Genomic DNA, 22,858 nt, shown 5'->3' with positions numbered 1-22,858 from the left:
AGTGACGCTCACCATCGCACTCATAAATATAGCAGTCACAAATACTGGATGCTTATAACGTCTTAACATTCTAATCCCTCAAATAAACTATGACCGTATCAAGGTAAACAAGGTTAGACCGTATGTTAATCACAGAATTGGGTTATTTTGCCTTGCTCGCCGCCTTTATGTTGGCGATTTTGCAGGTAGTATTACCGACCATCGGTATTATGCGCGACCACGTTGCATGGCAGCGTCTAGCGCCAAGTTTGGCATGGGCACAGTTTGCCGCAATGATTACCTCATTTGCCGCGCTGATGGCAGGCTTTTATTACAATGACTTTAGCCTCGTCTATGTCACTCAGCATTCCAATACTCTGTTGCCTTGGTACTATAAGTTATCAGCAACGTGGGGCGGACACGAGGGTTCATTGCTGCTTTGGATGACCATTATGGCCACTTGGTGTGCGCTGGTCTCTTATTTCAGCCGTGGTCTACCATTGTCTATGCGTGCGCGAGTATTGGTGATATTAGCTGGCGTGCAGATGATGATGCTAGCGATGCTTATCTTTACCTCATCGCCGTTTGACCGTACATTGCCTAATTTACCTGTTGATGGTGCGGATCTAAATCCTGTACTACAAGATTTTGGTTTGATTATTCATCCGCCGATGCTTTATATGGGCTATGTGGGTTTAGTCGTGCCATTTGCTTTTTGTATGGCGGCATTGTGGGAAGGTCGTTTAGATGCCGTATGGACACGCTGGTCGCGTCCATGGGCGCTAGCTGCTTGGGGCTTTTTGACCGTTGGTATCGCACTAGGCTCATGGTGGGCTTATTATGAGCTTGGCTGGGGTGGTTGGTGGTTCTGGGATCCAGTAGAGAATGCGTCTCTGATGCCATGGCTGGCAGGTACGGCATTGCTACATTCGCTTGCGGTTACCGAAAAGCGCGGTGTGTTTAAAGCATGGACTATTATGCTGGCGATTTTTGCCTTTGCACTTAGTTTACTGGGCACATTCCTGGTGCGCTCAGGTGTTATTACCTCTGTGCATTCGTTTGCCGCTGATCCAACTCGTGGTCTTGTCATCTTGGTGATTCTTGGTGTGATTATCGGTGGTGGCCTATTGATGTTTGCTGTACGCGGCTGGCGATTGACGGTCGAAAGTCAGTATCAGTTAGTTTCACGTGAGTCATTCTTAGTTATTAATAACGTCATTCTTTTGATTTCGACTTTGGTCGTACTGCTCGGCACGCTATATCCTATTATTGCTGATTCCTTCAATTTAGGACAAGTCTCTGTCGGCCCTCCGTATTTTAATGCGCTATTTGTCCCATTAACTTGGTTGATATTAGTCGCGATGGGTATGGGCTCCAATATTCGCTGGAAGAAAGACAGCCGTCCGCTATTGGGCGCCGGCATGGTGATTGCGGCAAGTAGTGTTGTATTGGCAGCAGTTATCACGTATTTCACTAGCCCGTCTGCGATGCTCAATATTGGCGTCACATTGGCAGTCAGTTTTTGGGTGCTGTTCTGGATGGTGGTGGATTTCAAAGACAAAACCAAAAATGCCCCGAGTTTTCTTAAGGGCTTACGTCAATTACGTCTGAGCTATTGGGGTCAACAGACCGCTCACGTTGGTGTGATTGTGGCGGTTATTGGTATTGCATTTACCAGCACATTAAGTATCGAGCGGGATGTCGCGCTTGGACCAAATGACAGCGTTCATGTCCAAGGTTATGACTTTACTGTCAAAGGCTTTAGTGAAGTAAAAGGCAGTAACTTTGATGCGACACAAGCTGAAGTTGAGATAACCAAAGACGGTCAGGCGGTGACCACACTGTACCCTGACAAACGTAATTACATTATTAGCATGATGCCAATGACAGAGGCGGCTATTGATGCGAGTCTAATGCGTGATGTCTACGTAGCACTTGGCGAACCTATCGCAGAAGATAGTAATGAATGGGCCTTCCGTATCTACGTCAAACCGCTTATCCGTTGGATATGGCTTGGTGCTTTGATTATGGCATTTGGTGCATTGCTCAGCATGCTGGATCACCGTTATCGTATTAAGAAAACCAAAACGCCTGCGCAAATTGCGGCAAACAAATCAGGCTTTACGACAGTGGCCGATTTGGATTCGCCAGCAATAAAAATGGGGGACAAGTAATGAGTACATCAAATCATTCCTCTGACCCAAGTCCGAAAAAAGACAAGGCAAGCAACACAAAAACCATGAACAAAAAACAGCTTAAATTATGGTTTGTTATTCCGTTGATTGTATTCCTTGGTTTTGTCGTCATGTTATATATGCGTTTGGGTAAACCAACGGATATCGTTACCAATACGGCACTTGAGCGCCCAGTACCAACATTTGAGCTGCCGCTATTATCAGACACTAGCCGCATCATGACCAATGAGAATTTACCTGATAAGCCCTTTCTAATGAATATTTGGGGCTCTTGGTGTCCAACTTGTATCATTGAACACCCGTTTTTAATGCAATTAGAAGAGCGCGGTGTCAATCTGGTCGGTGTCAATTATAAAGACGATATTGGCGATGCGTTAGGGTACTTAAACCGAGGTGGTGATCCGTTCTCGATGTCCATTCAGGATCTGTCTGGTCAGTTTGCATTAGACTTGGGTTTGACGGGTGCGCCTGAGACTTTCATCGTCGATGGCGAGGGTATTATTCGTCAGCATATCATTGGTGAGATCAATGAAAGCAATTGGCAAAGTCGTATTACGCCTTGCTTGATGGTACTCAATGAAGCCAATGATAAAAACATCAGTCCAGAGCTGAGTCAGGTTCAGGAGGCGTGTCAATGATCGCTTACCAAGTAAAGAAGGTGACGCTACAGTTAGCAGGCTTTATCATTGCTTGTCTCTTAAGTATGAGCAGTTATGCTGCAATTGAGGTCTATGACTTCGATTCTCCGCAGCAAGAAGCTCAGTATCGTGGTCTCATTGAAGAGTTTCGTTGCCCCAAATGTCAAAACCAGAATCTTGCAGGTTCTGATGCACCGATTGCTCAGGATTTGAAGCAAAAAACCTATGATTTGATAAAAGACGGTCGTAGTGATGGTGAAATTCGCGCTTATATGCAGGAACGTTATGGCGACTTTATTAGTTATAAGCCGCCCGTACGTCCATCAACGTGGATTTTATGGTTTTTTCCGCCATTATTGCTCATCATTTTGGTCGCAGGCTGGTTCTGGCAAAGCAAACGGCGCCAGCTTGTGGCTAGCGGAGAGAGTGGGGTGACAGTAAATAATACTGCTACGGCGCTATCTGCTGCCGAAAAAGCTGAACTTGATCGCTTGTTATCACGTGCTGATAGCGATGATAAGAAAGATCATGACATCACAAGTCTCGAGGACAAAAAATGACCATATTCTCTACTGTGGGCTTATTTATTGCTCTAAGCTTACTTACAGCCTTAATACTTGCTGTGATTACTATCATACCGTGGTTAAGATCGCCTCGTTCACAAGAAAAACAAGTAGACAATCAGCTATTAGATATCAACGTTGCGGTGTTCCGCGAGCGTTTAGCAGAATTAAAAACCGATAAAGATAGTGGCACTATTGACGACAGTCACTATGAGAATCAAAAGCTTGAGCTTGAGCGTCAGCTGTTAGATGCTCAGCGTGAAGTCACACCGATGGTCACACCTGGCGTTAAGAGCCGCCTGATTATTATCGTTTGGGTACCTGTATTGTCGGCTCTGGCGTATGTTATGGTCGGTGATCGTACCCCTGTGTTTGAGCTGTGGGCAGCCGAAGACAAAGTCAGCCAAGTTGCTGATGATTTACTGACTGGTAAGATTGATCAGCCACCATCTTGGGCGATCGAAGATGGTCAGCAGCTCATTAGTGCTATGCAGACCAATGTCTATCGTCATGCCGATGATCCTAATCGTTGGATGCGCCTATCGGAGCTTTTCTTATCATTAGAAGCGACCGATTCGGCACTAGAGGCATTGTCACGTGCTTACCGCTTAACGCCCGACAACGAAGAAATCGCGACTACCTACGCACAGATTAGCTTTTTTGCTAATAAAGGCCAGTTAGATTCTAATACTCGCCGAGTGTTAGAGGGCGTATTGGCTAAAAATCCTGCGCATGAAGGCGCGCAAATGCTCATGGCAATGGGTGAGGCACGCAGTAGTAATTTTGACCAAGCACAAGGCTGGATTAGACGTCTACGCGAGAGTATTTCTGCCAAGCCTGGCGACCATACCCAAGCGCTATCGAGTTTGGATGAGTTAAGTGCCAGTGTGAGTGCTCAGAAGCAGCAAGCATCTGAAGGCGTCGAAGTCACCGTGAAAGTGAATGCAAGTCTATTGCCGTTGGTTAAGGCTGACGATGTACTGTTTGTGGCGATACGTGATGTGAAAGGTGGTCCACCATTTGCAGCCAAGCGGTTACCAATTAGCGTCATTAAACAAGGTGAAGCCAATATTAGCCTAAGTGATTTGGATGCTATGATGCCTGAACGTACTTTGAAGTCTGCTCGAGACGAGAAGGTTCAGTTAGCAGTCATCGCACGCATCAGTCATAGCGGTACTGCTAGTGCTGAGTCAGGTGACTTGTCAGGCAATCCAGTCGTGATTGGCCCTGAACAAACTGAGGTCAACGTAGACATCAATCAGCAAATCCCTTAGCTGACTATCTGTTGCTGTCAGCCCCTATGACACAAGCGCTGTTGTCCAACACAGCAGCGCGCAACAGCGTTATATGAACAGGTAAGTCATCGCAACTTATCACCCCAAATAATTAAAATACTTGAGCTTTGCAGGGCCACGAGGTAAGGTAGCCTTGCAAACAACCAATCCCAACGTTGTATTAGTCCCAAAATCCTATTTATTAAGGAGAAACGTGTAATGATGCGTATTATTTTGCTAGGTCCACCAGGCGCCGGTAAAGGTACCCAAGCCCAGTTCATTTCGAAAGAATATGATATCCCGCAAATCTCAACTGGCGATATGCTGCGTGCAGCAATCAAAGAGGGTAGCGAACTTGGCAAAAAAGCCAAAGACATCATGAATGCGGGTGGCTTGGTTTCTGATGACCTTATCATTAACCTAGTGAAAGAACGTATCGCTAAGCCTGATTGTGTCAACGGTTGTATCTTTGATGGTTTCCCACGTACGATTCCACAAGCTCAAGCGCTTGCAGATGCTGACGTTGCGATCAACCATGTGGTTGAAATCAGCGTTCCTGATGATGAAATCGTCAACCGTCTGTCTGGTCGCCGCCAGCATCCAGGCTCAGGTCGCGTTTATCACGTCCATCACAATCCACCTAAGCAAGACGGTCTTGATGATGTGACTGGCGAAGCGTTAATCCAGCGCGAAGATGATAAAGAATCTACGATTCGTGATCGCCTAGCGACTTATCATGAGCAGACATCTGCACTTGTTGGTTTTTATCAAGACAAAGCCAGCAAAGGTGCTGATGCGCCTAAGTATGATAAGTTCGATGGTACTCAAGGTATCGATGACGTTAAGCAGCAGATTTTGTCTGCGCTAAAAGGCTAATTATCAATTTTAGCTAATTGATATAGTCATTAAAGACCCTGTTTAATAGCAGGGTTTTTTTATGGCTAATGATCTTGTATCTGATGGTTTTATATCTCACGAATCTATTTTTCGTAATGGCCTGTTCATTTAGAATTAAAAAGCACCCACAAAAAAACCGCTCACTCATCATAAGTAAACGGCCTTTTTATCAAAATATGTGACTGATAAAGCTCGCATATTTCTGATTAAAGCTTAGGCATTACCTTCAGCACCAACTTGTGCTTGCTGCTGGCTTTGTGCGTAAGCTTGATCAAAGTTTACTGGTGCTAGCAATAACTGCGGGAAACTACCACGTGTCACGATGTCACTGATGACTTCACGAGCGTATGGGAATAGCACATTAGGGCAGTATGCACCCAGGATTTGACCGATTTGGTCTTCTGGAATATCTTTTAATAAGAAAATACCCGCTTGATGAACTTCAGCGATAAAAGCTGCTTCATCAGCATTTTTAGCCGTAACGCTCACAGTCAAGATGATTTGATAATGATCATCATCAAGTTTTTCAGCATTGCTAGATAGGTTGATATCAAGCTCTGGGTTCCACTCTTTGGTGAATACACCAGCGCCTGGCACTTCAAGTGACATGTCTTTTACATAGATGCGTTCTAGTGCCAATTGCGGTTGTGCTTGTTCGTCAGCCATGGTAATTCCTCTAAAATTGAATCAAATAATTGGGAAAATGGTCATTTTAATCAAAGTTCATTGTAATATAAATCGAGACTGAATCTCGACATTTTTATCAATACTTTTTATTGCTAGTCTTGAACCTACCTCTTTCTCTCTATCTTTGTATAAGTAGAGGTGGGTTCAAAAACAGACAGCAGATTAACCCGCTAATAGCTCGTCAAGTTTGCCTTGTTGGTTCATCTGATTGAGCTCATCGAAACCACCGACAAAGGTATCACCAACGAAGATTTGTGGCACAGTGCGATAGTTATTGGTTTTTTTCATCAGTGCTTGGCGCTCTTCGCTACTCATGTCATGCATGCCAATTTCTTCATATGCAACGCCTTTTGTTTTTAGCAGTTGCTTGGCGTTTGAGCAGTATGGGCAGATAGGGGTCGTGTAGACTTTCACAGATACGGTCATGATGAATCCTTATTTATTTAGAAGGTAAACGTTTTATTGTAATCCGATACCAGTACATAAATTGATATTAAAAATATATTTGGTGATGCTCATTATTAAAGTGGGGATGAGCATATCAAATTCAAGATGCTGGCGCATAAAAGCGCTGAGGGTAGCATAAATGCCACAAACAAAAAAACACCTATCGATAAGGTGTCTTTTTTTAAGCGTATCAATCAGATATCAATTGATGCCCACTGAGCATTTTTCTAAATAGTCATAAGATTTGCTATTTATGCAAACTCGGCTTGGCTTTGCCTTTGTTCTTTGGCTTGACATCTTTTACACCAACCAACGGCATGCCAGCACCTTGCCAACCACCAACACCACCTTCTAAGCGGTAGACGTCATCTTTACCGATCATCTGAATCGCAGCGCCTGCTTGCACACCCATATCACAGATAATAATGACGGGTTGCTCAATGGCACGAATTTCTTCTATGCGGTCTTTGAGATCAGTGAAAGGTATGTTGCGGCTGCCTTGGATATAACCTGACTCAAACTTCTTTTTGGCACGAATATCGATCAGCTGCGCATTTTGCGAGTTAACCATCATACCAAGGGTATTAGGCGATATTTTTCTGCCGCTACGTTTGTTTTCAATAGCAAAAAACAGCACGGCAAGTACGGCCAATATACCAAATAAAAACGGGTGGTTGCCCACAAAATCCAGCGCACGATCCAAACCATACCTCCAAAAAATAAGTGTTCTGTTAAGCCGAGAAGCCAGCCCAACGATATTGAACAAGGCGCTATTATACCGATTAGACCATCCATAGTAAACGTGTGATGGTCAACCTAGTGATGAACGATTAGTAAGGCCGCGATTAATAAGGTTTAGTATCGGCCTCTTCTCTAAGGGTCACGAGGTTTTCGACACGGCGCTGCAATACTTCACCATCAGCCACGGCTTGCCATAATGCGCAGCCTTTGCTGTTGTGAGTGTGACGACAGTCACGGAACTGACAGTAGCCTGCTAGTGGTGCAAGCTCAACGAAGCCCGAGATAATGTCATCTGGACTCAAATGCCAAATACCGTATTCACGGATACCGGGCGTGTCAACGATGCCACCTTGGGTTAAGTCATCTGGATTAAACGGTAATAAGCGGCTGGTGGTGGTGGTATGTTGACCGAGCTTCGAGTTTTCAGAGATGATGTTTACCACTTGACCAGATTCTGGCAGTAGCGCATTGATTAAACTGCTTTTACCAACACCAGACTGTCCGGCAAAGATAACCAGTTTTTTATCTATGTAGCGTTTTAGCTCGTCCAGTCCTTCTTGCTCATCACTATCAGCGACGTTTTCAGGGCAGTCGACTGAGGTTAAGACGCTCTCATAACCAAGTGCTGCATATTGTGCCAATAGCTCATTGGTATCGACACCGTTCTCTTGCGCCAGTAAATCGGCTTTGTTCAGCACCAATAATGGCTTTACGTCAGCAAGATGACAAACCACTAGGTAGCGATCAATCAGTGTGGGTGCAGCAGCAGGCAGAGGTGCGAAGACAATGGCCAAAATATCGACGTTGGCAGCGACAGGTTTAAGCTTATGATAGCGGTCAGGTCGAGAGACTAGCGAGGTGCGTGGTTTGACGGACTCAATACGGCCAAATCCAGTATTGGAGTCGGCGTTCCAGCGTACTTGATCACCAGCGGCTAGCATCGGCAGGTTGGTACGCACATGGCAGCGCCAGATATCACCTAGCTCAAGCGTTTGCCAAAACGGCTCAGGATCATCAGGCCCAATCTCTGGTTGCTCAGGTATCACAGCAGGCAAGCTGGTGACTTGTACTTCTAGCTGCTTACCGTAATGCGCCATGACCACGCCATCCATCAAACTGTCATCGATGCTGTCTTGACTTAACAATTGCTGCTTGTCGATGCGACGAATCTGCTGTTTGGTCAGTTTGCGTTGCCGGATTAATGCCATGGGTTTGAACCTATTAAAAAAATATTGCTAAGTGTAGCGTGAAAATTTGCTAACATACAGCCTAAAGCGCCTATACCAGACGGTGGTTTTGTAATGTTTTAAGTTTTTGAGACGTTATGAATCCGTCAGCGCAATATAATATCATTTGAGCATGACCATTTATATGTGGTTTATTTAGTTCACATTGCCCCAAAGTTGTTCCAAGCTTTATTGACCATAGGACAAAATATGAGTACCGATGACCATCCCAATAAAATCAAAATCAGAAACCAAGGCAAAAAAGGGCTGGTATGGATTGACCTAGAAATGACAGGTCTTGATACCGTCAATGACGAGATTATCGAGATTGCCACTGTCGTCACTGACGAAGATTTGAATGTATTGGCAGAAGGCCCTGTATTTGCCATCAAGGTATCTGATCAAGTCTTAAATAAGATGGATGATTGGAATACCAAGCAGCATGGCCAGTCAGGATTGGTCGACCGTGTGCGTCGCAGTACCGTGACATTGGCAGAAGCCGAAGCTGAGACCATTAAGTTTTTAAACAAATGGGTTGATAGCGGCAAGTCGCCAATGTGCGGCAACTCAATCTGTCAAGACCGTCGTTTTATGGCTCGCCAAATGCCAGAGCTTGAGCGCTTCTTTCATTATCGCAATCTAGATGTGTCGTCTATCAAAGAGCTTTGCTTCCGCTGGCGCCCTGACATCTTAAGAAACTTTGAAAAAGGCGGCAGTCATTTAGCATTAGACGATATTCGTGACTCTATTCGTGAGCTAAAGCACTATCGTCAGCATTTCTTTAAGTTAATTCCTTAAAGCGGAAAGTGCTCTAGATATAAGCGAGCAGTTGCGAGAGAGTAAAAAGGGTCTGTTGTATCATCAACAGACCCTTTTTATTTTCAAAATATATTCAAAAATCACATCAAACGAGTGCTTTAAACTCAAACAATCCAAACTCAGTATCATTATTACTAAAGCTGTCATTTGTATATTCGGCGTCTGTTACTGCACCAATAACCGCACTGACCTTCGGCTGGCGTGTCTCTGTATTTAGTAGTCGCCAATCACCTAAGACATAACGAATTTTATCATTGGCAGTTTGATGAATGTCTGGACGATGCGTATGACCATGTAATAAGGCATCATTATCAGCCATCACTGTACTGACCGCGTCTGCATTGACATCCATGATATGGGTAGCTTTATTAGCGTTATTTTTCTGACTTTTTTGCCGCATGTTATCGGCGATCGCCAAACGCTTTTCTAATGATTTATTCAGTAAATACCACTGAGTTAAACGGTTGCGCATTATCTTGCGAAAAAACTGATATTTTTTATCATCGGTACAGAGCGCATCGCCATGCTCTAATCGGTAGTTTTTCTGCCCAACGTTTAGGGTGTATGGCTCATAAATAAGCTCACCACCGAATAAATTACAGAATGGTTGATCTAATAGAAAATCACGATTGCCATGCATCACTAAAATCTCACAGCCAGCCACTCGCAGCTTTTTTAACTTCACGATAAGCGGGGTGAGCCAATGGGTCTGGCGTTCATCTTCTGACAACGATAGATAAACATCATCACCCAGCCATACTTCGAACCAATCACCTAAGATGAATAGACGCTTGAGAGCAGGCAAGGCAAGGCAATCGTCAAGCAGCGCCAAAAAAGCCTGCACTAGGGCAGGCTCTTCAGGCGATAAATGCAAATCGCTAATCAAAACTTGCCGCACCTCATGAGGGCGGGTCGTGATTAAATGATTAAAAATTTGCATTTATCTTTATCCTCGTGACTTATCAAAATGCTTTCTTAAGAGGCTATTTTAATAAGTGCTTATTGAGTAAATATGACTACTTAACTGCTCCTAAGAAACAATTACTGAGTAATGATGGTCGCTGAGTTGATAACGACTGGCTCTTTTGGTACATCAGCATGCATACCGAAACGACCTGTTGGTACGCCGCGCATTTTTTCGATGACATCCATACCGCTTGTGACTTTACCAAATACAGTATAGCCCCAACCTTGCATGTTTTTGCCAGTGTGGTTTAGGAAGTCGTTGTCTTTTACGTTTACGAAGAACTGGCTGGTTGCTGAATGCGGATCTTGCGTACGCGCCATCGCAATCGTACCTTTGTCATTCTTTAGACCGTTGTCCGCTTCGTTTTCAACGGGAGCATTGGTTGGTTTTTCATTCATTTCAGCGTCCATTCCGCCGCCTTGAATCATGAAACCGTCAATGATGCGATGAAAAATCGTACCGTCATATTGACCAGATTTTACATAGTTCAAAAAGTTTTCTACGGTTTTTGGTGCTTTTTCTTCATTGAGTTCGATAACGATCGCACCCATACTGGTGTCAAGTTCTACTACTGGTGGCATGTCTACCATGGGGTATTCCTTTTTGGTCGCAGCGCCTTAAATGACGCTGTTAAGTGGTGGGTAAAAAGCTGGTTAATAAAAAGTCATGGGTAGTCTAACGGCTTTTTTAGTCTGTGTCATGTATCAGGCTGTTAATGCGTTCGCAAAAGCTGATAGAATAACGCAACTTTAACTTTTTATTATCATTTTTGATAACCTGTTTTTAATAGTTTGGTTTGAATTTTCCATGATGTGTGATGGCATGCATCATGAACTGACAATTTGCGTTAGGAGCAATACCCGATGAGTGAGAACTCAAGCAATAATGCACAAAAAGACGAACACAAAAACGACTTTATTCGTAATATTATTCGTGACGATATCAAAGCGCAAAAACAGCAACAGATTGTGACGCGTTTTCCGCCTGAGCCAAACGGCTATCTGCATTTGGGTCATGTAAAATCTATCTGTTTAAACTTTGGTGTGGCTAAAGAATTCGACGGTGTGTGTAACCTGCGTTTTGATGACACCAACCCAACGGCAGAAAAGCAAGACTTCATCGACAATATCGAAAACGATGTGAAATGGCTCGGATTTGAGTGGTCAGGTGAAGCGCACCATGCATCAGGCTACTTTGACCAGTTGCATGCATGGGCAGTACAGTTGATTGAACAAGGTGATGCGTATGTTGACTTACAATCGCCTGAACAGATGAAAGAGAACCGTGGCTCATTCAATGAGGCAGGCACGCCGTCTCCGCAGCGTGATGCCAGTGTTGAAGAAAACCTAGCGCTCTTTAATGATATGAAAGAGGGCAAGTATACTGAAGGTAAAGCCGTGTTGCGCGCCAAGATTGATATGGCAAGCCCAAACATGAACATGCGTGACCCTGTCATCTACCGTGTCATGCATCAAGCGCATCATCAAACAGGGGATAAATGGTGCATCTATCCTATGTATGATTTTGCCCATCCGCTCTCTGATGCGCTCGAAGGGATTACTCACTCACTATGTACGCTAGAGTTTGAAGACCATCGCCCGTTCTATGATTGGGTCATCGAAAAAGTTGGCTTTGCCACGCCGCCGCGCCAGTACGAGTTTAGCCGCTTGAATGTGGACCATACGTTGACCAGTAAACGCAAACTTAAGCAGTTGGTTGATGAAAACATCGTTAGTGGCTGGGATGATCCACGTATGCCAACCGTCGCTGGTATGCGTCGCCGTGGTTATACGCCAGAGGGTTTACGTGACTTCTGTGAACGTGTGGGCGTGACGAAAGTAGATAGCGTGGTTGATTTTCGCTTATTAGAGTTTAGTATTCGTCAGTCGTTAGAGACGACGACTGCCCGTGGTATGGCAGTACTCAAGCCATTAAAAGTGACCATCACTAACTTTGCAGAAGCGGTTAGCAGCTGGGACTCTCTAAAAGCGGATAGCGTCAACGCGCGTTTTGATGATGCCGCACAAACCTTATGGTTGACTCAGCCGAACCATCCCAATGTCGATATGGGCGAACGTGAAATCCCATTCACTGAGACGATATATATCGATCAAGGCGATTACGAGATTGAACCGCCAGCAGGCTATAAGCGCTTGTCACCAGAAAAGCCAGAAATTCGTCTGCGTAATACCTATGTATTGGCAGTGACTGAGCATATTACGGATGAAGCGGGCAATGTGGTTGAGCTAAAAGCCACCATTGATCCGACTACGTTGGGTCAAAATCCTGAAGGCCGTAAGGTCAAGGGTGTCATCCACTGGGTATCGGCCAGTCAAGGTGTTCCAGCAACCGTGCGTATGTATGAGCAGCTATTTAGTGTTGAAGACCCAAGCAGCGTTGCTGATGTCCATCAAGCATTGAATACCAACTCGTTGACTGAACTTAATGCCGTGGTTGAACCATCACTTGCCAATGCTGACGCTGGCACGCGTTTTCAGTTTGAGCGTGAAGGTTACTTTATCTCTGATAGCGAAGACCACAGCACGGATAAACCAGTCTTTAACCAAATCGTTAGCTTGCGTGATAGCTATAAACCTGCTTAATGCATAACGAGCGATGCAAAATGTGTTCGTTTTGAGACAATACTGAACAATAGTAGTTTGCAAGCCTGCCCATTTCTAGTACGCTAGGGATGGGCTTTTTTGTGCATCTGTAAAGTTGAGTATCGTAATATTTAAGGAAATGAGAATGGCAAAGTTTTTGAACAGTAGTGGTACGACTTATCATTTAGAAGAGTTGATTAAAAATGCCTCTGATAGGCTGATTATTATTAGTCCGTATTTAAAGCTTAATGAGCGCATTAAAGAATTATTAGAAGACCGTAATCGTCTCAAAATTGATATCAGAATCGTTTATGGTAAAAATGACCTACACCCTGAAGAAATAAATTGGCTCAAAAACTTAACCTTTATTCGTACCAGTTTTTGCAAAAATCTGCATGCTAAATGCTATCTGAATGAAAATGAGTGCATTATTACCAGTCTGAACCTTTATGAGTTTAGCCAAGTCAATAATAATGAAATGGGCGTGCTGATTTATCGTAATGAAGACAGTAAGCTTTATGCTGATACTTATGAAGAAGCCCAACGCATCATCCGAATCAGTGATGAAGTGAGAATGTCGCTTGAAAAAGTGACTGAAATTGAATCTGGAACCGATGCTAGCACTGATAAAAAATCCGCGTCTAGTCATGCTGCGGTAAGTGCTAATAATGCTAATACAACGGCAAAATCTACCACAGAAGCGGCGACACCGAATTATTCTAGATTGACGACTGCCAAGCTTGCTAAAGAACTGGGGTTTAAAACTCAGGCGTTAAATGATAAGTTGTTGGCAGCAGGTTATTTAGAAGCGCAAGATGGCGAGCTAGTATTGACTGATGCTGGACGAGCAGCTGGTGGCACTAGTAAAAAGGGCAAGTTTGGTGAGTTTTGCTTATGGGATGCAGGGATGGTCATCTAGTTGACCCTCTAGAAATGTATGGGTTTATTTATTGCCAAATAGAATAACCGTATTACAATCCGTCACAAGACATTCATAACCAGTTTGTTAAGATAAAGTCAGTTTTTACTGAGGCGCTCTGTGTTATATTTGATCACGGAGCACGTCGATGATAATAATAGAGCGCGAGGCCGACGTGTCGATATAAGCGTTCATCAACATAGCTAAGGAATAGAGCATGGCACATTTACGTTTAGGTGATACCGCACCGAATTTTGATGCAGCAACCACAGAGGGTGATATCAATTTCCACGAGTGGGCAGGCGATCATTGGGTGGTGTTTTTTTCGCACCCAGCTGATTTTACCCCAGTATGTACCACTGAGCTTGGTCGCGCCGCTGCCCTTAATGGCGAGTTCCAAAAGCGCAATGTCAAGCCGATTTGTATCTCTGTCGATAGCTTAGAAGACCACAAAGCATGGGCGAGTGATATCGGTGAGACCCAAGGGACAGAGATGAATTTCCCAATCATCGCTGACCCAAATAAAGAAGTCGCTGAATTGTATGACATGATGCATCCAAATGCCGATAGCACTCACACTGTACGTAGCGTATTTATTATTGACCCAAGCAAAAAAATTCGCCTAACACTGACGTATCCAGCCAGCTGTGGCCGTAACTTTGATGAAATCATCCGCGTCATTGATGCGATGCAGTTGTCAGATGAGTACAATATCGCGACGCCAGTAGATTGGAAAGACGGTGATGATGTGATTATTCCACCAAGCGTGAAAAACGAAGACATTGCTGCCAAATACCCTAAAGGCTATACAGAAGTTAAGCCGTATCTACGCACCACACCTGCACCAAATAAGTAAGTTGAACGAACTTGCCCTATAGTGATAAATATTAAGCCCTGTAACGTAACGTTATGGGGCTTTTTGCTGTTCGTGTAACAACCAGCGTTAGGTTTTACTATAGTTAAAGAATTCTAAAATGGCTACAAGGCAGCCGATTTCAGATTGTACAAGTAGGACATCTAGGGACGATAACGCCGTAGCGGTTTAGCAGTTCGCTGACTATATGATGGCAAAAGAACCATATATTATGTCTAGGTAATATCGTCTTTGAATGATATATTTTTAATGAGCGTTACCTACTATAAAAACCAACAGCCTTCATTCACTTTTCAATCCATATTTTAAGGAGTTTGCCATGAAAAAACTATACGTCACCCGTACTGCACCGAATCCACGTAAAGCACTTATTTTATTAGCATCAAAAGGTATTGATGTTGATGACATGGACGATATTGATGTCATTGATATTGATTTTGCTGCTAATGAGCAGAGTTCAGATGAGTTCACTGCAATGAACCCGATGCGTACTGTGCCAGTGCTCAAGTTGGGTGATGGTACCGTACTCAATGATTCACAGGCCGTTTGCGAATATCTCGACCGTGTCTATGGTGAGCGCTCTGTGATGGGTAACGATGTCATACAACGTGCACAAGTTTGTTCTATGCGCCGCATTGCAGAGTTTGAGGTGTTATATAACTTCATGTTAGCGTTTCAGCACAGTAATCCCGCTAAAGCCCAACGTGTTGAGCAAGTGCCAGAGTTTGTCGCACCCTCTATCGCACGAGGGGTCAAAACACTCGCGTATTTTGAAAACATACTAGAAGGCCGTGAGTATTTGGTCGGTGAGCAATTGAGTTTTGCAGATATCGTGCTCTATTTAGGTTTAGATTTTGGTAAAGTGCTCAAAGTTGATCCCAATGAGCAAGGTGAAAATCTTGCCCGTTTTTATCACATGATGAATGAGCGTTTTAGTATCAAAAACATGGCAAAAGCCAAACCTACTCACGAAGAAGACTGAAGCAAACACTAAGAATTAAAAATCATTTATAATCAGCGGTCTTAGGTAGTTGATAGTAATGTCAATTGCCTAAGACTATTTCTATGGATGTATGACAAGTAAGAATAACCCGTAAAATAGTAGTTATACCAAACCCAAGAAGTACGATTAGCTGCGTCAAACTCGTTTAGTCTACAATGCGTAGTACTTGCACTTGTTTTCCTTGCTACTCTAATTTTTGTGGATGGTATTACTATGACTACATAAAATTAAACACTTTGTTACAACCGCCATAGTCATCAGCGCTATAGTGGTGAAATCATTACGCTTTTTGTATTAGATACGGTTCGCTATCTGACCCTAAAATTCGTAATTTAGCCTCAAAGAGTTGATGGTTTAAAGCATAGTTCTGCAAAAAGGATAATCGCGATGCATGTGAATGGCCAAAAGGTATGATTGTTATGACATCGTTTGTTAGAAAACAGCCTGTTCGTTTGGGGTCGCTACCTCGTTCGGTATTGCTACTAAGTATGCTAGCCACCAGTTTGGCATTAAGTGCTTGCCATGGACCTTCTGACGAAAATGAAGGGCCAAATGATACGGATGTAGCGGCTAGTGAAGTCACTAATAACGGTGCGGTTAATCAAGATGCTAGTAATACCGATGCGATGGATAAAGAGTTGATAGCCGATAAGATGAGTGTTGAAGATGTAATGATTAGCAATCTTTCACGCTATCGTTGGACACTGATATCTGCAACGGACAGTCATGATCAGCCATTAGATATGTTAATGCAAATCACAGACCAAGTGCGACTGTCACTCAACCAGTATCAGGGTCAGAATACCTTAAACTATAGTGTTGGTTGTAACACCATAAGTGCGACTTATCAGTTACAGGGTTCTGCTTTAACCGTTGAAGATAGCATGAGCACTAAAATGTCCTGTGGCGATCTTAATAAGGCTGAAGACAACTTAAGTACGCTGATGCAAGGTGATAGCGAACTGGTATTGGCGATAGCTAACAATGCTAGCGTTGACAGTCTCAAAAGTGATATACCAATATTGACACAGACTATCAGTGATGCCGCTACTTTAGTTTGGCAAGGAAAGCTGACCCCACAAGCCAGATATAGTAGTAAGGGCGAGGCTGTATTTTGGGCAGTAAGTGCAGACATGGTAGCGTGTGCTGATAATAACCCACAGATGTGTTTACGAGTGAAGCCCGTTACTTATAACAGTCAGGGTATTAAAATAAATGAAGGTAAATGGCGCGTATTTATTGGTGAAATCGATGGTTATCAGCATGATGGCCAGCATGAAGAGGTGTTACGTCTACAGCGCTATCGATTAGACGGCAGCGATACGGCAGAGGATGATACTTCCAACACATCAGATGAAGAATATGCTTATGTATTGGATGCAGTCATTGAAAGTTCAGTAGTAGAATAGATTCGTTCATTATCGTTATGAATATATTGGGTTAATGATTCAAAAAACACGCGTCCATGTTAAGCGTGTTTTTTTATGGTTTTTTATATTTAACGTAAATTACCTAAATCTTCTTCCGTTAAGCGCCAACGGCCTTTCTTTTTAGAAGCACCGCGTCCACGCATAGCGCTATTCAATATCAGTTTGTTCATTGAATGGCTTGAGTGTGCGTGACAGATGGCGCAGGCGAGTCCATCGGCAGCATCTTGCTGTGGTACTACATCTAGAGACAATATACGGCAAACCATCTCTTGAACTTGCTCTTTTGCCGCTGCACCATAGCCGCAGACGGCTTGCTTGATTTGGCGGGCAGTATATTCTGACACTTCTAGGTCCAGTGCTACCATGGCAGCAATCGCTGCACCTCGCGCCTGACCAAGCTTAAGCGCAGAGTCTGGATTTTCAGCCATAAACACCTGCTCAATAGCCGTATAGATAGGCTCGTCTGCATATTTTAAATGATGTTGGGTGATCCGTGTCAGACCATTAAAGATACGCTTAAGTCGTTCAGGCATCTCTTTGGTATCCGTACGAATAGTACCTGCATCGATATAAGTCAGTTTGTCGCCGGTTTGTTGAACAATTCCATAACCCGTCATGCGTGAGCCTGGATCAATCCCGATAATAATGGCCATAATATCCCGTCTTGCTTACATTTTATTTTATATTCAATCCTATATAAATCGGATAGGGAGTCAGACTCGCTCAGCCTACTCTCGTAGCACTTTTACTTACCGTCCTTGTATCCAAATTATATTGTACCGACTATATGGCTTAAAAATTAGCCGTAAGTTTGATAGTATAGCAATCAATCCCCATATACATCATATGTTAGCCATCTTAATTTGCATGGCGCTCAATTTATTGGTTTTTATTTTATAGGACGACACTTTATGGGTCAGATAGTTGGTATTGCCATCGTTTGGTTTATTATCGAGATGCTGCTTTGGTATTTGCTTGCTCAGTTTATGAGTGGTTGGTGGGTGTTTATGTGGTTTATCATTGCCGCCGTCATCGGTATCTCACTGTTGCGTAAAGGAATGGCAGCACTGAATCCAATGGCACAGCAGATGAAAGCTGGTGGGATGACGAATCCGTCGATGCGTCCGCAAGAGTCGACCATGATTAAAAGTGTCGCGATGGCAGCAGCGGGTGTCTTACTGCTCATACCAGGGGTGCTCAGTGATTTGCTCGCATTATTGGTCGTATTGCCACCAGTACAGAAGAAGCTTAAAGACTTTGCCAATAACTATGTCATGAACAATCAGCAAAAAATGATGGAAATGATGGCGAAGCAGATGGGTGGTCAAATGGGCGGCGGTCAAAATCCGTTTGGCGGCATGGGTGGTCAAAACCCATTCGGCGGAGCAGGCGGCACGAATGGCCAAAATCCATTTGGTCAGCAACAACAAAACCCGTTCGGCGATGTGTTCAAACAGCACACGACTGTGGACGGTACAGCAAAAAATATTCCTAAAGATGTGAAAAAAATCACAAAATCAGCCAATGATGAATAGTGTATCGTCTATAGACTAGGAATACAGAAAAAGTCATAAAAAAAGCCCCTTTCGTCGATGACAAAAGGGGCTTTCTGTTGGTTGTAACCGTACTATCGTAAACTTATTTGTTATGAATAAAACGGTCAATAACCGAATGAAACAACCGAAGTGCCGCTGTAAGATGGTGACCCATGAACCGTGAAGTTCAGGGCGGATGCGTCATCATCTCTGCAGGTTTCCTGATACACCGCAAGCGGTGCAGGCATACACAATGAGATGATAGGTACCACATCCTGGTAAAGCATTATCGGCTCAGGGAATAAACATCTACTAGCCAACACTTCAGAATATAATTATCTTAACCAATGAATTGAACGATTGCAAGTACGATTTACAGATTGATACGTAGGGTTGATGATTACAAGATTCATGTCGAGTTTTAACCCTTTTTCCAATGATGCAAGAGCATACTAGGCGCTTAATTACTAGTTAAAAATAGCGATTTTTCAGCTATTTTGAGATGTGTGTTAATATAGAGGGCTTTAAACATCCTAGTACAGCATCATAGGCGTTCATTCACTTGAGGAGCGGTAATTCATGACCCATAATCACCAACAATCAGAATTTATCAACGATAGTCAGGCTCAACTCAATAATAAAAAAGACAGCGATAACAATAAAAAAATACCGCATGTCTTAATGATATTAGATGGTTTTGGGCATCGTGAAGACGATAAGGACAATGCAATTGCTGCTGCCGATATGCCAAATCTTGATAAGATTTATCAGCAGTATTCACACGGATTGATATCTGCTTCAGGAGAAGACGTTGGTTTGCCAGACGGTCAATTTGGTAACTCAGAAGTTGGGCATATGAACTTGGGTGCTGGCCGTGTTCTTTATCAAGACTCAACTCGTATTTCAAGTGAAGTGAGTAATCGTGAGTTTTATAAAAACGAAGCACTAGTAAATGCCGTAAAAGCGGCAAACGAGCTTGGTGGCAACGTGCATATTATGGGGCTGTTGTCGGACGGTGGCGTGCATTCGCACCAAGATCATATCGAGGCGATGTGCCATTCAGCACTTGTCCATGGCGCCAAAAATGTCTTTGTGCATTGCTTTTTAGATGGCCGTGATACACCGCCAAAGTCTGCCGATAAATACATCAATCGTTTACGTACACATATCGGCAAGCTCAATGAGCACTATGAAGGTGGTCGAGTACAGATTGCGAGTATTATCGGACGTTATTATGCGATGGATCGTGACAATCGTTGGGATCGCGTACAAAAGGCCTATGAGCTTATCACTGAAGGTAAGGCTGATCGCTTGTCGACCCGAGCTGACGGTGCTGTACAAGCCGCTTATAAAGCACGTGAGACAGATGAGTTCGTTAGTCCTACTACCGTAATCGGACGTGATGAAGTGCCATACACGGTTGATGACAATGATGCTTTAATTTTTATGAACTTCCGTTCTGACCGTGCCCGTGAACTTGCACAAGCATTTGTACTACCGGATCATGAGTTTTCTGGATTTGCACGTAATAAACAACCTAGATTGGCAGCTTTTGTGATGCTGACCAAGTATTCAGACGTTTTAGCAGATAACTCAAAGACTAGCATCGCGTATTATCCAACGTCATTGACGAATACACTTGGTGAATATCTGCAAGATCAAGGTAAGACACAGCTACGTATCGCAGAAACCGAAAAATATGCTCACGTGACATTTTTCTTTAGTGGTGGCCGTGAGGATGAGTACAACGGTGAGACACGTATTTTAGTGCCTTCTCCAAATGTTGCCACTTATGATTTGCAGCCTGAAATGAGTGCGCCTGAAGTGACAGATAAGTTGGTAGAAGCGATTGAATCTGGTAAATATGACGTGCTGGTCGTGAACTATGCCAATGGGGATATGGTTGGACACACAGGTATCTTTAATGCTGCTGTACAAGCGGTAGAGGCGTTGGACGTATGTGTGGGTCGTGTTGCGACTGCAGTGCGAGCAGCTGGAGGTGATATGTTAATCACGGCCGATCATGGTAACTGTGAGCAGATGCAGGACTATGACAGCGGTCAAGTACATACTCAACATACTACTGAACTGGTACCTTTTATTTATGTTGGTGACAAAAAGTTAAAAGTGCGTCATGGTGGTAAGCTGAGCGATATCGCACCGACTATTTTGGCACTGATGAATATCGAAGCACCAATTGAGATGACGGGTGAAAGCTTATTATTACCAGTATCGTAATTGATAATTAAAAGATTTTAGCCTTCGTATTCTGATAGCAGATTATCGTTGTTAGACACTAAAGTCTTTGGACACTATAAAAGGAAAGATATCTATTATCTTTCCTTTTTTTGATACATTTTGCCTAAGTTATTTGCAATACTATTCTAGTCTTAAACATACGCTTGATGTTATGTTATGAGGCATATTTGATAAATATATCTATAATAATAACGTTGTACATTCTATTATTTAAACGAGTTCTCTTATGCATCCTACCTATTCTGTGCGATCGTCTGTCTCTAAGCGATTGGGTAAACCAACGCTGAAGCTACCTGCCACACCAACTTTTTTTAAGCCTGTATTCATGATAGGTTTACTGGGATTGAGTACTTTTAGTGTATACGCACAGGCAGCAATATTGCCTGAGAACGATGCACGTAACCCTACAGCCAACCTACAGCTGATCAGTTTAAATGATGACGAGATAGCGGCCAAAAACGACACTAATAATTTATCAGATATTGCTGATATGCTTGAAGCTGCAGACGATGCTGATGACTCAATAGATAGTGTGCCAGATGAAAGTGCTTTAACTGACGATACGGAAGATATCGATACCAGTATTCCTTCTGACGTTGCACAAGTATCACTGAATGCCATTTCTCCAGAGACGCTTAAGACGTTCGTCGCAGTAGTGGATTTAGTGCGCCGCGAATATGTGGATACGGTGAATGATGAAGAGCTATTCAGCAATGCGATGAGTGGTATGCTGACCAAGCTTGACAGTCATGCTGAGTTTTTAGGTGCTGAGGCGTACGAAAATCTACGCGCTTTTACAGAAGGTGATGTGGGCGACGTTGGTCTCAAAGTCACTTATCAACCTGTGGCTGGCTACTGGGTAGTTACAGACGTCGATGATGACTCACCTGCTGATAAAAAAGACATCGCTGTTGGTGACTATTTGCATCAAATTGGCGATCTCAAACTGGATGCTAATAAAGAAAGTAATGATATCAAGCAACTCCTAACAGGGATTGCGGGGACGCAAGTGGATATCGTAACCTCGAGAGCTGGTCGCCGCAAACATACCACTACCTTACAGCGTAATAATAGTCACCCTCAAGTCGTTGAAGCAAAGCTCATCAATGGTATTGCCGTTATTAAGTTGCCTGCGTTTCAAAATAATAGCCGTGAAAAATTATTGGAAAGCTTGATTGATTTAGAGGCACCCGTATCTGGTATTTTGTTAGACATGCGTGACAATCCAGGTGGTGTATTAACGTCAGCGGTGAGCGTTGCTAGTTTATTCATGACTGATACTGATGTGGTACAAGTGAAAGCTCGTCAAAGTGACACACGGACTCTATCGACTCAAGGTGCGGCATTATTCGAATCACTGCCAGTTGTTGTTTTACAAAATAGATATTCGGCATCAGCAGCAGAAGTGTTGGCCAGTAGCTTACAAGCACAAAAGCGAGCCATTATTGCTGGTGAGGTCAGCTATGGTAAGGGGTCAGTGCAGTCAGTCATCCCGCTCAATGATGAGCAAGCCGTTAAATTGACAGTTGCTAACTATATGACAGCATCAGGCAAAAAGATAGATGGTATCGGTGTAAAGCCTGATGTCACACTGTCAGGCAATGAGGGCACATGGGAGCAGCAGGCACTCGAGATACTACGAGCACAAAAGTTAGGTTCAGGTATTCGTTTTGTCCGAAAGCCTACTGAAAATAACAAAGCGCTATAGGCCGAAGGCAGTTGGCTAAGCGCTACTCATTATAGGTAGGCTATAGAGTCAAATCATCACTATAGTCAATCCTCTATAAAAGAGTGACAGCGTT

Annotated in this window: 21 protein-coding genes and 1 other RNA gene; 14 read left to right on the top strand and 8 right to left on the bottom strand. The window is 43.5% G+C overall.

From position 1 onward, the window contains the following. Positions 1–122 precede the first annotated feature (122 nt). The 5 genes from AAEY75_RS12700 (at position 123) to adk (ending at position 5,525) form a co-directional block, all read left to right on the top strand. The gene (locus AAEY75_RS12700; RefSeq protein WP_352259734.1) at positions 123–2,153 is read left to right on the top strand and encodes a heme lyase CcmF/NrfE family subunit; all 2,031 of its coding nucleotides are present in this window, start codon (positions 123–125) and stop codon (positions 2,151–2,153) included. Further along, a complete protein-coding gene (locus AAEY75_RS12695) occupies positions 2,153–2,812 on the top strand; it encodes a DsbE family thiol:disulfide interchange protein (RefSeq protein WP_110922602.1) in 660 nt (219 codons plus the stop codon). The genes AAEY75_RS12700 and AAEY75_RS12695 overlap by 1 nt, the downstream gene beginning before the upstream one ends. Before the next feature lie 65 nt (positions 2,813–2,877). Next, on the top strand, positions 2,878–3,372 hold the full coding sequence (locus tag AAEY75_RS12690) for a cytochrome c-type biogenesis protein (protein WP_245905654.1): 495 nt from the start codon (positions 2,878–2,880) through the stop codon (positions 3,370–3,372). Next, on the top strand, positions 3,369–4,649 hold the full coding sequence (gene ccmI / locus AAEY75_RS12685) for a c-type cytochrome biogenesis protein CcmI (protein ID WP_197216874.1): 1,281 nt from the start codon (positions 3,369–3,371) through the stop codon (positions 4,647–4,649). Before AAEY75_RS12690 ends, ccmI begins: the two co-directional genes overlap by 4 nt. 219 nt (positions 4,650–4,868) lie before the next feature. Beyond that, on the top strand, positions 4,869–5,525 hold the full coding sequence (gene adk / locus AAEY75_RS12680; protein ID WP_110922605.1) for an adenylate kinase: 657 nt from the start codon (positions 4,869–4,871) through the stop codon (positions 5,523–5,525). Positions 5,526–5,759: 234 nt separating this feature from the next. Here the strand turns inward: adk and secB are convergent, their stop codons facing one another. The 4 genes from secB to rsgA form a co-directional block, all read right to left on the bottom strand. Then, positions 5,760–6,212, bottom strand: a complete 453-nt coding sequence (gene secB / locus AAEY75_RS12675) for a protein-export chaperone SecB (protein ID WP_110922606.1) — start codon at positions 6,210–6,212, stop codon at positions 5,760–5,762. A 183-nt stretch (positions 6,213–6,395) separates the two neighbouring features. After that, the gene (gene grxC, locus AAEY75_RS12670) at positions 6,396–6,659 is read right to left on the bottom strand and encodes a glutaredoxin 3 (RefSeq protein WP_197216876.1); all 264 of its coding nucleotides are present in this window, start codon (positions 6,657–6,659) and stop codon (positions 6,396–6,398) included. A 268-nt stretch (positions 6,660–6,927) separates the two neighbouring features. After that, positions 6,928–7,383: a rhodanese-like domain-containing protein gene (locus tag AAEY75_RS12665; protein ID WP_110922608.1), complete on the bottom strand. Its 456-nt coding sequence runs from the start codon at positions 7,381–7,383 to the stop codon at positions 6,928–6,930. Positions 7,384–7,525: 142 nt separating this feature from the next. Beyond that, complete coding sequence (rsgA, locus tag AAEY75_RS12660; RefSeq protein ID WP_110922609.1) at positions 7,526–8,629, bottom strand: ribosome small subunit-dependent GTPase A; 1,104 nt, start codon at positions 8,627–8,629, stop codon at positions 7,526–7,528. Between the two features lie 228 nt (positions 8,630–8,857). On the opposite strand from rsgA, the gene orn reads away from it, so the two are divergent. Then, a complete protein-coding gene (gene orn / locus AAEY75_RS12655; protein ID WP_197099964.1) occupies positions 8,858–9,445 on the top strand; it encodes an oligoribonuclease in 588 nt (195 codons plus the stop codon). A 106-nt stretch (positions 9,446–9,551) separates the two neighbouring features. Here the strand turns inward: orn and AAEY75_RS12650 are convergent, their stop codons facing one another. Both AAEY75_RS12650 and AAEY75_RS12645 read right to left on the bottom strand, forming a co-directional pair. Further along, on the bottom strand, positions 9,552–10,406 hold the full coding sequence (locus AAEY75_RS12650; RefSeq protein WP_352259733.1) for a UDP-2,3-diacylglucosamine diphosphatase: 855 nt from the start codon (positions 10,404–10,406) through the stop codon (positions 9,552–9,554). 101 nt (positions 10,407–10,507) lie between these two features. Continuing rightward, positions 10,508–11,023 carry a peptidylprolyl isomerase gene (locus AAEY75_RS12645; protein WP_194197192.1) on the bottom strand — a complete coding sequence of 172 codons (516 nt, stop codon included), beginning with the start codon at positions 11,021–11,023 and terminating at the stop codon, positions 10,508–10,510. A 273-nt stretch (positions 11,024–11,296) separates the two neighbouring features. Here AAEY75_RS12645 and AAEY75_RS12640 point away from each other — a divergent pair, with 273 nt between their 5' ends. From AAEY75_RS12640 to AAEY75_RS12620, 5 genes are all read left to right on the top strand, one after another. After that, positions 11,297–13,036, top strand: coding sequence for a glutamine--tRNA ligase/YqeY domain fusion protein (locus AAEY75_RS12640; protein ID WP_197216880.1), 1,740 nt, complete (start codon positions 11,297–11,299; stop codon positions 13,034–13,036). Between the two features lie 145 nt (positions 13,037–13,181). Beyond that, positions 13,182–13,955, top strand: a complete 774-nt coding sequence (locus AAEY75_RS12635) for a phospholipase D family protein (protein ID WP_197216882.1) — start codon at positions 13,182–13,184, stop codon at positions 13,953–13,955. 217 nt (positions 13,956–14,172) lie between these two features. Next, positions 14,173–14,811, top strand: coding sequence for a peroxiredoxin (locus tag AAEY75_RS12630; protein ID WP_197216884.1), 639 nt, complete (start codon positions 14,173–14,175; stop codon positions 14,809–14,811). Positions 14,812–15,148: 337 nt separating this feature from the next. Then, positions 15,149–15,811 (top strand): glutathione S-transferase family protein, encoded by a 663-nt coding sequence (locus AAEY75_RS12625; protein ID WP_197216886.1) that lies wholly within the window; start codon positions 15,149–15,151, stop codon positions 15,809–15,811. A 440-nt stretch (positions 15,812–16,251) separates the two neighbouring features. Continuing rightward, a complete protein-coding gene (locus AAEY75_RS12620; RefSeq protein WP_197216888.1) occupies positions 16,252–17,241 on the top strand; it encodes an META domain-containing protein in 990 nt (329 codons plus the stop codon). Between the two features lie 89 nt (positions 17,242–17,330). Here AAEY75_RS12620 and ruvC read toward each other — a convergent pair whose 3' ends face one another. Further along, complete coding sequence (gene ruvC, locus AAEY75_RS12615) at positions 17,331–17,915, bottom strand: crossover junction endodeoxyribonuclease RuvC (protein ID WP_045446965.1); 585 nt, start codon at positions 17,913–17,915, stop codon at positions 17,331–17,333. A gap of 258 nt (positions 17,916–18,173) precedes the next feature. Between ruvC and AAEY75_RS12610 the strand changes: the two genes are divergently transcribed. Beyond that, positions 18,174–18,797, top strand: coding sequence for an FxsA family protein (locus AAEY75_RS12610; protein WP_197099972.1), 624 nt, complete (start codon positions 18,174–18,176; stop codon positions 18,795–18,797). A 138-nt stretch (positions 18,798–18,935) separates the two neighbouring features. On the opposite strand, the gene ssrS is transcribed toward AAEY75_RS12610, so the two are convergent. Beyond that, positions 18,936–19,131, bottom strand: a non-coding RNA gene (ssrS, locus tag AAEY75_RS12605) — 6S RNA. Positions 19,132–19,376: 245 nt separating this feature from the next. Between ssrS and gpmI the strand changes: the two genes are divergently transcribed. Then, complete coding sequence (gpmI, locus tag AAEY75_RS12600; RefSeq protein WP_197216889.1) at positions 19,377–21,035, top strand: 2,3-bisphosphoglycerate-independent phosphoglycerate mutase; 1,659 nt, start codon at positions 19,377–19,379, stop codon at positions 21,033–21,035. 346 nt (positions 21,036–21,381) lie between these two features. Next, positions 21,382–22,764 (top strand): S41 family peptidase, encoded by a 1,383-nt coding sequence (locus tag AAEY75_RS12595; RefSeq protein ID WP_352259732.1) that lies wholly within the window; start codon positions 21,382–21,384, stop codon positions 22,762–22,764. Positions 22,765–22,858 lie beyond the last annotated feature (94 nt).

It is taken from the genome of Psychrobacter sp. TB55-MNA-CIBAN-0194 (assembly GCF_040309505.1).
Lineage (GTDB): Bacteria > Pseudomonadota > Gammaproteobacteria > Pseudomonadales > Moraxellaceae > Psychrobacter > Psychrobacter fozii.
The sequence above is the reverse complement of the archived record's forward strand: the minus strand, read 5'-3'. Positions and strand labels throughout refer to the sequence as shown.